The sequence below is a fragment of the Streptomyces sp. RKND-216 genome, assembly GCF_004795255.1.
Taxonomy (GTDB): domain Bacteria; phylum Actinomycetota; class Actinomycetes; order Streptomycetales; family Streptomycetaceae; genus Streptomyces; species Streptomyces hazeniae.
Genome location: NZ_SSBQ01000002.1, coordinates 619358 through 632277, shown reverse-complemented (window position 1 = coordinate 632277; position 12920 = coordinate 619358). Strand labels below are relative to the sequence as shown.

The 12920-nt window shown below is 74.1% G+C and carries 10 protein-coding genes and 1 pseudogene; 6 read left to right on the top strand and 5 right to left on the bottom strand.

From position 1 onward, the window contains the following. The first annotated feature begins 7 nt into the window (after positions 1-7). Together E4198_RS03090 and E4198_RS03085 are read left to right on the top strand one after the other, a co-directional pair. Entirely contained in the window at positions 8-1600 is a 1593-nt protein-coding gene (locus E4198_RS03090) for a hypothetical protein (RefSeq protein ID WP_136181775.1), read from the top strand. Then, positions 1597-2817 (top strand): GNAT family N-acetyltransferase, encoded by a 1221-nt coding sequence (locus tag E4198_RS03085; protein ID WP_136181774.1) that lies wholly within the window; start codon positions 1597-1599, stop codon positions 2815-2817. Before E4198_RS03090 ends, E4198_RS03085 begins: the two co-directional genes overlap by 4 nt. A 68-nt stretch (positions 2818-2885) precedes the next feature. Here the strand turns inward: E4198_RS03085 and E4198_RS03080 are convergent, their stop codons facing one another. From E4198_RS03080 to E4198_RS03075, 3 genes and pseudogenes are all read right to left on the bottom strand, one after another. Next, the gene (locus E4198_RS03080) at positions 2886-4160 is read right to left on the bottom strand and encodes a glycosyl hydrolase (protein WP_136181773.1); all 1275 of its coding nucleotides are present in this window, start codon (positions 4158-4160) and stop codon (positions 2886-2888) included. A 394-nt stretch (positions 4161-4554) separates the two neighbouring features. After that, a pseudogene (locus E4198_RS25275) lies at positions 4555-4644 on the bottom strand (XRE family transcriptional regulator); the annotation flags it as partial. Between the two features lie 97 nt (positions 4645-4741). Continuing rightward, positions 4742-5752 (bottom strand): MerR family transcriptional regulator, encoded by a 1011-nt coding sequence (locus tag E4198_RS03075; protein WP_136181772.1) that lies wholly within the window; start codon positions 5750-5752, stop codon positions 4742-4744. A gap of 123 nt (positions 5753-5875) precedes the next feature. Between E4198_RS03075 and E4198_RS03070 the strand changes: the two genes are divergently transcribed. After that, a complete protein-coding gene (locus E4198_RS03070; protein ID WP_136181771.1) occupies positions 5876-6619 on the top strand; it encodes a sigma-70 family RNA polymerase sigma factor in 744 nt (247 codons plus the stop codon). A gap of 50 nt (positions 6620-6669) precedes the next feature. On the opposite strand, the gene E4198_RS03065 is transcribed toward E4198_RS03070, so the two are convergent. Both E4198_RS03065 and E4198_RS03060 read right to left on the bottom strand, forming a co-directional pair. Continuing rightward, the gene (locus E4198_RS03065; protein WP_136181770.1) at positions 6670-6888 is read right to left on the bottom strand and encodes a DUF1801 domain-containing protein; all 219 of its coding nucleotides are present in this window, start codon (positions 6886-6888) and stop codon (positions 6670-6672) included. A gap of 65 nt (positions 6889-6953) precedes the next feature. Next, positions 6954-8660 (bottom strand): PucR family transcriptional regulator ligand-binding domain-containing protein, encoded by a 1707-nt coding sequence (locus E4198_RS03060; protein ID WP_136181769.1) that lies wholly within the window; start codon positions 8658-8660, stop codon positions 6954-6956. A 253-nt stretch (positions 8661-8913) separates the two neighbouring features. Between E4198_RS03060 and E4198_RS03055 the strand changes: the two genes are divergently transcribed. Genes E4198_RS03055 through pucD form a run of 3 tightly spaced genes read left to right on the top strand, consistent with a single transcriptional unit; the run spans position 8914 to position 12826 of the window. Further along, positions 8914-9813 (top strand): xanthine dehydrogenase family protein subunit M, encoded by a 900-nt coding sequence (locus tag E4198_RS03055; RefSeq protein ID WP_136181768.1) that lies wholly within the window; start codon positions 8914-8916, stop codon positions 9811-9813. Further along, positions 9804-10418, top strand: a complete 615-nt coding sequence (locus E4198_RS03050; protein WP_136181767.1) for a (2Fe-2S)-binding protein — start codon at positions 9804-9806, stop codon at positions 10416-10418. Before E4198_RS03055 ends, E4198_RS03050 begins: the two co-directional genes overlap by 10 nt. A 5-nt stretch (positions 10419-10423) precedes the next feature. After that, on the top strand, positions 10424-12826 hold the full coding sequence (gene pucD / locus E4198_RS03045) for a xanthine dehydrogenase subunit D (protein ID WP_136181766.1): 2403 nt from the start codon (positions 10424-10426) through the stop codon (positions 12824-12826). The last annotated feature ends 94 nt before the right edge of the window (positions 12827-12920 follow it).

The following is a 12920-nucleotide window of genomic DNA, read 5'->3' as shown; positions in this document are numbered from 1 at the left end:
AGTCACCATGACGGAGACCGCCCGCAAGGCCGCGCGCCAGCCCGGCCGCAAGCGACGCCCCCGCACCGAACACCGCCAACGCCCCCAGTCCCGCAACCCGTCCGCCCCCATGACCCCCGACCCGCAGCCCGCCGACGCGGCCTCCCGCGCACAGCCCGCCGACGCCGAGCCGCGCCCGGAGAAGGGGACCGCCGCCCCCGCAGACCGTCGCTCGGCCGAGGCCGGCACAGCTCCGAAGCCCGAGGGCTCGGGCTCACGCGATGCTGCGACTGCGTCGCAGCGGGGCGACACGTCTGCCGCAACGCAGCGGCAGACGGCGACCGAGCCCCGCACGGACGGCTCGTCGTCGGGGGACGGTTCCGCTGCGAAGGGCGCCGTCGCGGAGGTTCACGAGGTGCCGGACGCCGAGGCGTCGCGGGCGGCGAACCGGCCGGCGTCGCCGCAGCCCTCTGGAGCCCGCCCCCCGGCGGGGCCCGACCGTGCCTCCGCCCGAAAGGGCACCACGGCGAGTGCCGCCACCGCCGCGCCGGGCTCGCACGAGGGTGCCGGCCATCCTGCCGAAGCGGCGTCCCGGACGTCCCGCGTCGGTTCCCCGGCGGGCCGCGGGAAGGCGTCCGCCGTCGGCGTGCCCGTGAAGGCGGTCCTCGCCAAGCCGGAACTGCCGGGCACCGTGGCGCGCAACTCCCGCGGGGGGAGGGCGACGGGCGCCCCCGGGCGGTCCGACGTGCCGGACGCGGGTCCCGGCGGTGGGACGGGTGGGCTGCTCGCCAAGCACGTGGCCAGGGCGAGTGCTCAGCGGCAGTCGGCGGTGCCCCGCCGCGGCGTGACCGGCGGCGCCAACGCCGAACGCACCGAGGACGCGGCCTCCGCGACGCACCTCACCCCCCGGGCCGAGTGTCCGTCCCGGCCGGCGCGCTCCGTGGAGGGGGCCGGTGAAGCGGCCTCGACCAACACCGCGAAGGCGCCCCGCGTGTGGCCCACCGTCCGGCGCGCCGGCGCTGCGGGTGCCCAGCGGGCGCGCCGCACCTGGCGGCGGCGGCCCCGTGGGGCGGCGCCCGCAGCCGCGTGCGTGCTCGCCGGGGTGCTCGCCGGCGCCGCGTACGGCGCGCTGGCGCCCGCCCGGTACACCGCGACCAGCTACGTCGCGGTCGTACCGGGCAAGGGTGGCGACCCGGTGACCGCCCTCGGTTTCGCGCAGGCGTACGGCCGGATCGCCACCGACACGGCCGTGCTCGCGAAGGCCCAGCAGGACGGCGGGGTGCCCGTCGCCACGCTCCAGGAAGGTGTGGAGGCGGTGACATCACCGGACGCGCCGATGATCGAGATCACCGGCAGTGCGCCCAGCGCGGGCGAGGCGGCGGAGATGGCCAACGCGGTCGCCCGTTCGCTGGCCGACGTCGCCGGGGAGTCCGCGAAGGACACCGGGGTGGAACTCACCGCGTTCTCCCGGGCCCGCGCCCCGCGCGAGGCGAGCAGCCCGTCGCCGGTGCTGGCCACCGCCGTCGGCGGCTCGGCGGGCGTCCTGGTCGGCGCGCTCGTGCTGCTGGTACGCCCGCGCCGCGACGCGGCGGCGCCCGACGGAGAGGAGACCGTGCGATGACAGCGACCACCCCCGCCCCCACCCGGGCCCGCACGGCGTCCGGTGGCGGCACCGGCATCGCGGTGACGCTGTGCCGGGACCCCGAGCAGTTCGCCCGCCTGGCACCGGAATGGGACGCCCTGTTCGAACGGTGCCCCACCGCCACGCCGTTCCAGACCCACGCCTGGCTGCACTCGTGGTGGCTGTCCTACGGCACGCCCGGCCGCCTGCGGCTGGTGCTCGTGCGGCGCGGCGGCGTGCTGGTCGGCGCGGCGCCGCTGATGCTGGCGCACCGGCCCTTCCCGGTCCTGGTGCCGCTCGGCGGCCACATCTCCGACTTCTTCGACGTGCTGGTGGACGCCGGTCACGTCGCGGAGGTGACCACGGCGCTCGTGCGCGGCCTGCACCGGGCCATGCGCGGCGCCGTGCTCGACCTGCGCGAGGTGCGGCCGGGCGCGGCGGCGGAACGGCTGTTCGCGCAGTGGGAGGGTCCACGGCGGCACCGGCGCGACTCGGTGTGCCTGGACCTGCCCGGTGTGCCCATCGAGGAACTGTTCCGCCGCATGCCGGCGACCAGCGCCAAACGGCGCCGGGCCAAGCTCCGCAAGCTCGACGCGCTGGGCGTAGAGCACCGTGACGTCCCGGCGGAGAAGGTGCCCACCGCGGTCGCCACCATGATCCGGCTGCACGGACTCCAGTGGGAGGGCCGCGGAGTGACGCCGGAACACGTACGGCCCCGCTTCGCGGAGCACCTGACGCGCGCCGTGACGCGGATGGCTCGCACCGGCCACGCCCGGATCTGCGAGTACCTGGTCGGGGGCGAGGTGATGGCCTCCGACATGACCCTGTTGTCGGCCGACCTGGCGGGTGGCTACCTCGACGGCGTCCACCCGGAGCTACGGGCGAAGACCGACATCACGTCGATGCTGCTGCGGGAGAGCGCCCGGCACACGGCGGCGACCGGCCGCAGCACGTTCAGCATGCTGCGGGGCGCGGAGCCGTACAAGCTGCGCTGGCGGCCGGTCGAGGTCGGCAACCAGCGGCTGCTGATGGCCCGTCGCGAGCTGCGCCCGGTGCTCGCCGCGTACGCGGGGCTGCGCACCGCGCGCGCGGCGGCGGTGCGGGAGGCCCGCGAACGGGTGCCCGGTTTGCTGGAGTGGCGGTCCCGGCTGGACGAGGCGCGCAGCGGCGGTGTCCGCGCCGTGCTGCGCGGCGTCCGGGCGGGGGAGCGGAACTGACGTCCCGCCGGGCCCCTGCCCGGCACCCCGCCCCGTCGCCGTGCCGGCGGCGGGGCGGGGTGCGGCGGCTACAGCCCCAGGTCCCCGTCGAACTTGAAGCACAGCGGCTCCGTGTCCAGCAGGTCCTGGATCCAGTCGCCGAGGTCGACGCAGAACTCGACGGGCTCCGGCTTCCACCAGGGGACGTCCGGCTCCTGCTCCGGTCCCGTGGGCGTTGTGGGGAACGGGTCCGGCAGTTCGGCGACGTCCGCCATCAGCTCACGGAACACGTCCGAGGACTCCGGGTTGGTCCCGCACTGCATCACCCCGTGCGGGCAGTAGTCCGTGATGGTGTGGTACTCGGGGTCGTGGCGGCGGATCCACTCCAGCATCTTGCGCATGTACTCCGGGTTGTCGCCGTCGCGGAAGAGCCCCCACTCGGGGTAGGAGATCTCCTTGTCGTGCTCCCTGGCGAACTCGACCTGCTTCTTCAGCCCGTACGGCTGGTTCACCTGCTCCCGGAAGCTGGTGCCGGGCGGCTGGTCGTAGGAGTCCATGCCGATGATGTCCACGTACGGGTCGCCCGGGTAGCACTTCGTCCAGGCGATGGCGTCCTCACCGCGCGCCGGGGCGAAGTCGAACTCGAAGTCCTGGCCGGGTACGGACCGCATGGCCGAGACGATGTTGCGCCAGTACGTCTTCCACGCCTCGGGGTTCGGTGCGCAGCGGCTGGTGTAGGTGGTGCCGTTCATCTCCCAGCCGAGGACGACGACCGTCTCCTCGACGCCGAGGTCCACCAGTCGTTCGCCGAGCCGGCGGAAGTGGTGGTCGAAGTGGCCGCGTGCGCCGGCCCGGAGCAGGTGGTCGACGGCCTCGTCGGGCAGGTCGTCCTCGTTCCGTTCCAGCATCGGGACGTTGAGGACGAACATGCGGTCGTCCTTCTCCCGTGTCCACTCCGCCCAGGGTTCGAGGAACCGGCGCTTGCCCTCGATGTTCACCCACAGGTCGCCCGGAAGGTAGGTGTGGCCGACGGTGGGCTCGCGCCCGTCCAGCCACTTCTCCAACTTCTCGATGCGGCGGACGCCCTCCGGTCCGGACCCGAGGAAGGCCCCGAAGTCCGGCAGGTCGAGACCGTCCTCCTCCTCGCCCGGCTCGTCGTCCCCGGGGTCCGCCCGGCCGGCGCTCGCTCCGCCCACGGGCGCGGGTCCGCCCGCCGGAGCCTGGTCGGGGGGTCTCTGCACGGCGCTGAGTGCCTGCGCGTCGCGCGGGGCGTTCTCCGGGGTGGTGGTCGTCGTGGCGACCAGCAGCCCTGCGGTGACCGCTCCGATGCAGGTGCCCGTGAGCACCAGCCGTCGGTGGGACATGGTGACTCCAATCCGGGGGGTGCCCCGATGGTTGTGCCTCACAGTGACCGTAATCAGAGGGTTCGTCATATGACGTACTGGAATGCTCGCTGATGGACCGAACGGGGACGTGGTCCCCCGCACGGCGCAGTACGCTCCGGACGCCGCCCCCGGATCGGACCTGCGCCCGGAGGGGTGTCCCCGGTGGGGCGGGGCAGGCCGAAGCCCCTGCCGTGAGGCGGAACTGATGAGGTGACGGACTGCCGTGAGCATGGCGAAGTGACCAATCCACGCATGTCGGCGACCTGCACCGAAGCGCCGCACGCAGCGCTTTCTGACGCGCCGGCAGTCCGCGGAAGCCATGTACGGGAAAGAGCGACGGCGGCGGCGTGCGGGCAGGGTGACTGCCACTCAGGTCGCCCTGGCCGTCGAACAGCGACAGGACCTCCAACGGCTCCTCCCCGGCGGCACCGAACCAGCCCGGCAGCCGTGTGTCGAACTCCGCCTCGACGGCCGTTTCGAGGCGGACGAGCGCGCCACCCTGGACGTCCTCCTGGCCCCGGAGGGCGAGGCACTGCCGTCTGGGGCTGACCGTCCGGCTGCTACGCGGAGGCGAGATTCTCCAGTAGGGACAGCGCGTTGTGCAGGCTGCGGGGCCGGTGGGCTCCGGGCAGCGGCAGGTGTGGTGACGCCCAGCCCGGCCCGGCGGCGACCACGGCCGGGTGGCGGCGCGCTCCCCGCACACCCCACCCCATCGCGCCGACGTGCCGGGCCAGCGGCCAGTCCGCCGCCGACGACGTCTGTGCCCACAGGACCACCGCCGACGGTCCGGTCCGCCGCACGGCCTCCTCCAGCGCCGGCACGGGCACCGCGGCGCCGAACATCAGCACCGGGAGCCCGCGCCGGGCCAGGCCCGCGGCCAGCGCCTCCAGCGGCAGCGCGTGCAGCTCGCCCGGCACGCAGGCCAGTACCACGGGTCCGCGGCCGCTCCTCCCGTCCCGGGCGGAGACCGTGTCGGGGACGTCACCGGGCGCGGCGGCAGCCGCCGCCCGCAGCGTCGCCGAGACGTGCCACGACAGCAGGTGCTCCACTTCCACGTACCGGTCCCCGGAGTTCGACCACTTGAGGCCGACGGCGCGCAGCGCGGGCATCATGACCTCCTCCCACGCCGACACCAGGCCGTACTCGCCGATCGCCGTCGCCAGCCCCGCCTGGACCGCCGCGGCGTCGAGCCGCACGGCCGCACGCGCCAGCCCGCGGCACTCCTGGCGTACGTCGCCCAGCGGCAGGCCGCCGCCACCGGTCGGCTGCGCGGGCGCCTTCTCCGGCTCCTGCATCGTTTCGGCACCGACCGATGTGGACGACCCGGCCGCGCCGAGTGCCGCCTTCGCCGCCTCGGCGGGCGGGACGCCCGCCGAGGTCAGCCGGCACATCTCTTCCAGCACGGCGATGTCGCCCGGCGTCCACCTGCGGTGTCTGCCCTGTTCCCGGAGGGACGGGCCCAGGCCGTAGCGCCGGTCCCACGAGCGCAGGGTGGTCGGCGACACCCCGATCCGCCGGGCCACGGCACCCGTGGTCTGCCCTGCGGTGTGCTCCGGGCGGGACGCGTCCATGCGCCCACGATACGTCGCCGAGACGACGCAGAATCAATGCAAGTTGTCGGGAATGCATCGTTTGCCAAGACTCGGTCGTACCGGCCGTCACGGCCGGCGCAGCGCACGGCGGGAGGAAAGCCCATGAAGGTCAGCCCCCTGCGCGTCGTGGGCCCCGGATTCCGGTTCGCGTCCGGGGCGGACGGCCGTACGGCAGCACAGCACGACGACGACCGGACCCTCGCGGCCCGGGAGTCCCTCGCCGGAGAATCCCGTGCCGAAGAAGCCGTGGCCGAAGAAGCCGTGGCCGAAGAAGCCGTGGCCGACGAAGCCGTGGCCGACGAAGCCCGTGCCGACAAGGAACTCGCCGCGGCGTTCGTACGCGGCGACGAACTCGCCCTCGCGGCCGTTCACCGGCGCTGGTCCGCCCTCGTCTTCACCCTCGCCTCGCGCGCACTGGGAGACCGCGACGAGGCGGAGGACGTCACCCAGCAGGTGTTCCTCGCCGCGTGGCGCGGCAGGCACGGCTACCGGCCGGAGCGAGGGGCGCTGGCCGGGTGGCTCGTCGGGATCACCCGTCGCAAGATCGCCGACGCGCTCTCCGCGCGCACCCGGCGCCGGGACCTCCACGACAAGGCCGCCGCGCGTCAGGCCCCGGCGGCTGGCGGACGCGTTCCCGCGGAGGTGGACGCCGTGCTGGACCGCGTCCTCGTGGCGCACGAACTGGCCACGCTGCCGGCTCCTCAGCGACGGGTACTGTGCCTCGCCTTCTACGACGACCTGACGCAGGTGCAGATCGCCGAGCGGACGGGTCTGGCGCTCGGCACGGTGAAGAGTCACACCCGCCGCGGTCTGCACCGCCTCCGCCGGAGCCTCACCACCACCTGACTCACCTCCACGGCACGCCGCGTCCTCGTGCTCGCGGACGCGGCACGCGATCATGCGGTGGGGTGGTCGGCCGGCGCCGGGGCGCCGTGCGGGAGCCCGGCCGTCCCCCTGCCGGTTCCGGAACCGGTCGGTTCGGCGGCGAAGGCTTCGCGGGTGCTGGGCGTGAACGTGACGCTCGCGTGCCGGGCGTGGCCGCTGATCCTGAACAGGATCGTCCCCGGCGGGTGCACCCACGCCGGATGGCGCCACTTGACGGCCGCGTCCGCCACCGGCACGGCTTCACGTGCCAGGCCGCAGCTGTTCGAACGGGCGCGCCGCAGGCCGCGCCAGTGCGTCAGCTCATGCGGAGGGCGAGGAAGAAGTCGAGCTTGTCCTCTAGGCGGCTGAGGTCGCGGCCGGTCAGCTGCTCGATGCGGCCCATCCGGTACCGCAGGGTATTGACGTGCAGGTGGAGCCGGGACGCGCACCGCGTCCAGGAACCGTCGGCGGAGAGGAAGGCGTCCAGTGTCGGCACCAGCTCCGCCCGGTGCCGCCGGTCGTACTCCCACAACGGGTCCAGCAGGCGCGCCGTGAACGCGCGCCGCACGTCGTCCGGCACGAACGGCAGCAGCAGGACGTGCGAGGCCAGCTCCGCGTGGCCCGCCGCGCACACCGCGCCGGGCCGCGCCGCGGCGACGCGCCGCGCGTGGCGCGCCTCCTCCAGCGCCCCGCGCAGCCCCTCCGCCGAGTGCACCGCCGCGCTCACGCCGAGCGTGAGCCGCCCGTCGCCGGCGAGACCGCGCTCCATCGGTGCTCGTACCGCCGCGCAGAGGGCGTCCGCCTCCAGCTCGGGTGCCGCCGCTGCCGCACCTTCCTCGCCCGGCTCACCGCCCACAGGGGCGGGCAGCGGCACCAGCGCCACCGCCTCGTCGCCGGTGTGCGCGACGGCGATCCGGTCCGCGGCCTCGCCCCCCGGCGTCTCCACGTCGACCAGCAGTTCCTCCAGGAGCGTCTGCGCCACCGGCCCGCCCTCGAGAGCGGCGGCGCCCTCCCCGGACCAGTCCACGGCGGCGGTGACGACCTGCCAGCGCGGGGCGCTGCCCAGCCCCGGCAGCAGCACCGGCGCGGTCAGCCGCAGCCGCGCGGCGATCTCCGCCGGCGGCGCGCCGGAGAGCACCAGCTCCAGGACCTCCTGCGCCAGCCGCCGCCGTACGGTCCGCGCCGCGTCCCGGCGTTCGCGCTCCACGGCGATGAGCTGGGTGACGCCGTGCAGCAGGTCGAGCCGTTCGGCCGGCCAGTCGCCGGTGTCGGCCTCCACCGCGAGCAGCCAGTCGGAGAGCACCGTGCGCCGCGGGTCGGCCGGGGCCCCGCCCGGGGCGTCCGCGCCGCCGCTCACCCGGAACAGCGCGTACGTGACGCCGTCCACCCGCACCCGGTGCGGCCCGCGCCGCCCGGTCCGGACCGCGGCGAGGTGCTCGCCGGCCAGCCGGGCCCGCACCGAGGACGGCAGCCGCAGCACCTCGCCGGGGGAGGAGCCCGCGACCTGACGCCCCGTCGAGGCCAGAACCCACGCCCGCAGGTCCAGGTCGGAGACGAGCAGTTCCAGTACCGCGTCCGGGCCGCCGCCCGCCGGCCCGGAGGACATCAGCCGGCGGTGCCGGTCGACCACGGCGGCGAGGTCGCCGGCCCGCCCCGCGGACACCTGCCGCACCACGTGCTCGGTGATCGTCGCGAAGGCCACGTCCTCGTCGACGGCGAACAGCGGCAGCCGGTGCCGTGCGCAGGCCGCGACCAGGTCGTCCGGCACCGAGCCGAGCTCGGCCTCACCGGCCGCGAGCCCGGCGACGCCCGCCCCGGTGAGGAGGCGCGCGAAGGGCTCGGAGTCCTCGGCGGAGTGCCGCCAGGCCAGGCCGGTCAGCACCAGCTCGCCGCCCGCGAGGTACCGGCTGGGGTCGCGCAGGTCGGTGGTCATGACGCCGCGCACCGTGCGGTCGAGCTCGTCGTCGCCGCACAGCAGCCGCAGCCCGAGCGACTCGGTCTCCAGGAGTGCGCGCAGCCGCATGTCGTCGCCCGCCGTTCGTCGCGATGAGTAATGTCGTGATCACCGTGCGCTGAGCTGCGCCCGGCTCTTGTTTGAATCTACAAGAGGGCGTCGTCGGCCAGCCAGTCGGTTCATGGTTTCGGTGACTGCACCGCTTCCGCCGCGCGTCGGTGTACTGGGTCACACACCAGATGAACGCAAGATGAACCGCTCCGGCCCCCGCTCCCGGAGCCGGTCCGCCACAGCCGCGCAAGCGACCTGAGAAGAGACACCCATGGAGTTCCTGCGCCCCGCCAGCTGGGAGGAGGCGCTCGCCGCGAAGGCGGAGCACCCGACAGCTGTACCCATCGCGGGCGGCACGGACGTGATGGTCGAGCTGAACTTCGACCACCGCCGGCCCGAGCACCTGCTCGACCTCAACCGCATCGCCGACCTGTACGAGTGGGAGGTCGGCGAGGACACGGTACGTCTCGGAGCGTCCGTGTCCTACACCCGCATCATCGAGCATCTGCGCGCCGAACTCCCCGGTCTGGCGCTGGCCGGCCACACCGTCGGGTCACCCCAGATCCGCAACCGCGGCAGCGTCGGCGGCAACCTGGGCGCGGCCTCTCCGGCCGGAGACTCCCACCCCGCCCTGCTGGCCGCCGGAGCACAGGTGGAGGCCGAGTCCGTGCGCGGCACGCGCCGCATCCCGGTGGAGGAGTTCTTCACCGGCGTGAAGCGGAACGCCCTGGCCGACGACGAGCTGATCCGTGCCGTGCACATCAAGAAGGCGGACGGCCCGCAGCAGTTCTCCAAGGTCGGCACCCGGAACGCCATGGTCATCGCGGTCTGCGCGTTCGGCCTGGCGTTGCACCCGGAGACCCGCACGGTCCGCACCGGCATCGGATCGGCCGCGCCGACCCCGGTCCGCGCCCGCGAGGCGGAGGACTTCCTGAACGCCGCCCTGGAGGAGGGCGGGTTCTGGGACAGCGGCGCCAGGATCACCCCCTCGGTCGCCCGGCAGTTCGCCGAGTTGGCCTCCGGCGCCTGCAATCCCATCGACGACGTACGCGGCAGTGCGAAGTACCGCCGGCACGCGGTCGGCGTCATGGCCCGCCGCACCCTCGGCTGGACCTGGGAGTCCTACCGCGCGGGCCGCAGCACCACCGAAGGAGGCGCACAGTGCGCGTGAATTTCACGGTCAACGGCCGCCCCTACGAGGCCGACGACGTCTGGGAGGGCGAGTCGCTGCTCTACGTGCTGCGTGAGCGGATGGGCCTGCCCGGTTCCAAGAACGCCTGCGAGCAGGGCGAGTGCGGCTCGTGCACGGTCCGGCTGGATGGCGACCCGGTGTGCGCCTGCCTGGTCGCCGCCGGCCAGGTCGAGGGCCGCGACGTGGTCACCGTCGAGGGCCTGGCGGACTACGCCCGGCAGCGCGCGGCCGGGGGCTGCGCCTCCGGCGCCTGCGGCGACGCGAAGAACACCGGCACCTCGGTGGACGCGGCGCAGCGCTGGGAGGCCCGCCCGGCCGACTCGCAGACGGGTGAGGCAGCCGAACTCTCCACGGTGCAGCAGGCGTTCATCGACGCCGGCGCCGTGCAGTGCGGCTTCTGCACACCCGGTCTGCTCGTCGCCGCCGACGAACTGATCGAGCGCAACCCGGAGCCGTCCGACGCGGACATCCGCGAGGCGCTGTCCGGCAACCTGTGCCGCTGCACGGGCTACGAGAAGATCCTCGACGCGGTCCGCCTCGCGGCCGCCCGCGAGGAGACCCAGACCGCGGGAACGGGGGCCTGACCACCATGGGCGTCACACGCACTCCCACCTCCCTGAGCCAGGGCAGCCAGACCAGGGGCGGCATCGGCGAGTCCACCCTCCGCCCCGACGGCACGCTGAAGGTCACCGGCGAGTTCGCCTACTCCTCGGACATGTGGCACGAGGACATGCTGTGGGGCTTCACCCTGCGCAGCCCGCACGCACACGCCGAGATCCGCTCCGTCGACACCTCCGAGGCTTGGAAGCAGGCCGGCGTGTACGCCGTCCTCACCTACGACGACCTCCCCACCGAGGTGAAGAACTACGGCCTGGAGATCCAGGACACCCCCGTCCTCGCGCACGGGCGGGTCCGGCACCACGGCGAGCCGGTCGCGCTCGTCGCCGCCGACCACCCGGAGACCGCGCGCCGCGCGGCGGCGAAGATCGTCGTGGACTACGCGCCGCTGCCCGTCGTCCACGACGAGGCGAGCGCCACCGCCGAGGACGCCCCGCTGCTGCACCCCGGCCGGGACGACCACCACGCCTCGCACGTGCCGCACCCCAACATCGTGCACCGCCAGCCCATCGTGCGCGGCGACGCCGAGGCGGCCCGGGCACGCGCCGACGTGATCGTTTCCGGCGAGTACGAGGTCGGCATGCAGGACCAGGCCTTCCTCGGCCCGGAGTCCGGCCTCGCCGTGCCCGCCGAGGACGGTGGCGTCGACCTCTACATCGCCACTCAGTGGCTGCACTCCGACCTGCGGCAGATCGCCCCCGTGCTGGGGCTGCCGGAGGACAAGGTCCGCATGACGCTGTCCGGCGTCGGCGGCGCGTTCGGCGGCCGCGAGGACCTGTCCATGCAGATCCACGCGTGTCTGCTGGCGCTGCGCACCGGCAAGCCCGTCAAGATCGTCTACAACCGGTTCGAGTCGTTCTTCGGCCACGTCCACCGCCACCCGGCGAAGCTCTGGTACGAGCACGGCGCCACCCGGGACGGCCGGATCACGCACATGAAGTGCCGGATCGTGCTGGACGGCGGCGCCTACGCGTCCGCCTCCCCGGCCGTCGTCGGCAACGCCTCGTCCCTCTCGGTCGGCCCCTACGTCATCGACGACGTCGACATCGAGGCGATCGCCCTCTACACCAACAACCCGCCGTGCGGCGCGATGCGCGGCTTCGGCGCGGTTCAGGCGTGCTTCGCCTACGAGGCGCAGATGGACAAGCTGGCCGCCGAACTCGGCATGGACGCCGTCGAGTTCCGACAGCTCAACGCCATGTCGCAGGGCACCGTCATGCCCACCGGGCAGGAGGTCGACTCCCCGGCGCCCGTCGCGGAGATCCTGCGCCGTGTGAAGTCCATGCCGCTGCCCCCCGAGCGGCAGTGGGAGTCGGCGGAGGGCACCGGTGCGGTCGCCGGCACCGGCATCGACGTACGGGCGCTGCCCGGCGGCCTGTCCAACACCACCCACGGCGAGGGCGTGGTGCGCGGCGTCGGCTACGCGGTCGGCATCAAGAACGTCGGCTTCTCCGAGGGCTTCGACGACTACTCCACCGCCCGGGTGCGGCTGGAGGTCGTCGGCGGCAAGCCGGTGGCCATGGTGCACACCGCGATGGCCGAGGTCGGGCAGGGCGGCGTCACCGTGCACGCGCAGATCGCCCGCACCGAGCTGGGCGTCACCGACGTCACCATCCACCCCGCCGACACGCAGGTGGGCTCCGCCGGCTCCACGTCCGCGTCCCGCCAGACCTACGTGACCGGCGGCGCGGTGAAGAACACCTGTGAGCTGGTCCGGGAGAAGGTCCTGGAGATCGGCCGTGCCAAGTTCGGCACCTACCACCCGGCGTGGGCCACGGCCGAACTGCTGCTGGAGGGCGGCAAGGTCGTCACCGACGGCGGCGAGGTGCTCGCCCCGCTGACGGACGTCCTGGAGGACCAGGCCGTCGACATCGAGAGCGAGTGGCGCCACCGGCCGACCGAACCGTTCGACCTGCGCACCGGGCAGGGCTTCGGCCACGTCCAGTACTCGTTCGCCGCGCACCGCGCGGTGGTCGAGGTCGACACCGAACTCGGCCTGGTCAAGGTCGTGGAGCTGGCCTGCGCGCAGGACGTCGGCAAGGCCCTCAACCCGCAGTCCGTGATCGGCCAGATCCAGGGCGGCACGACGCAGGGCCTGGGCCTCGCGGTGATGGAGGAGATCGTGGTGGGGGAGGACGGCAAGGTCCGCAACCCCTCCTTCACGGACTACCTGATCCCGACGATCCTCGACACGCCGACCATCCCCGTCGACGTGCTGGAACTGGCCGACGAGCACGCGCCGTACGGCCTGCGGGGGGTGGGAGAGGCGCCGACCCTGTCCTCCACACCCGCCGTCCTGTCCGCGATCCGTGCCGCGACGGGCCTGGCGCTCAACCGGGTGCCGGTCCGTCCCGAGCACCTCACGGGTACGTAGCCGGCACCGCCGGAACGAGCCGAACGTGGTGGTCGCCGTGCACGCGCATTCCGCCGATCCCTCACCGTCGTGGTGCCTCGTCCTCGCGGTGGCA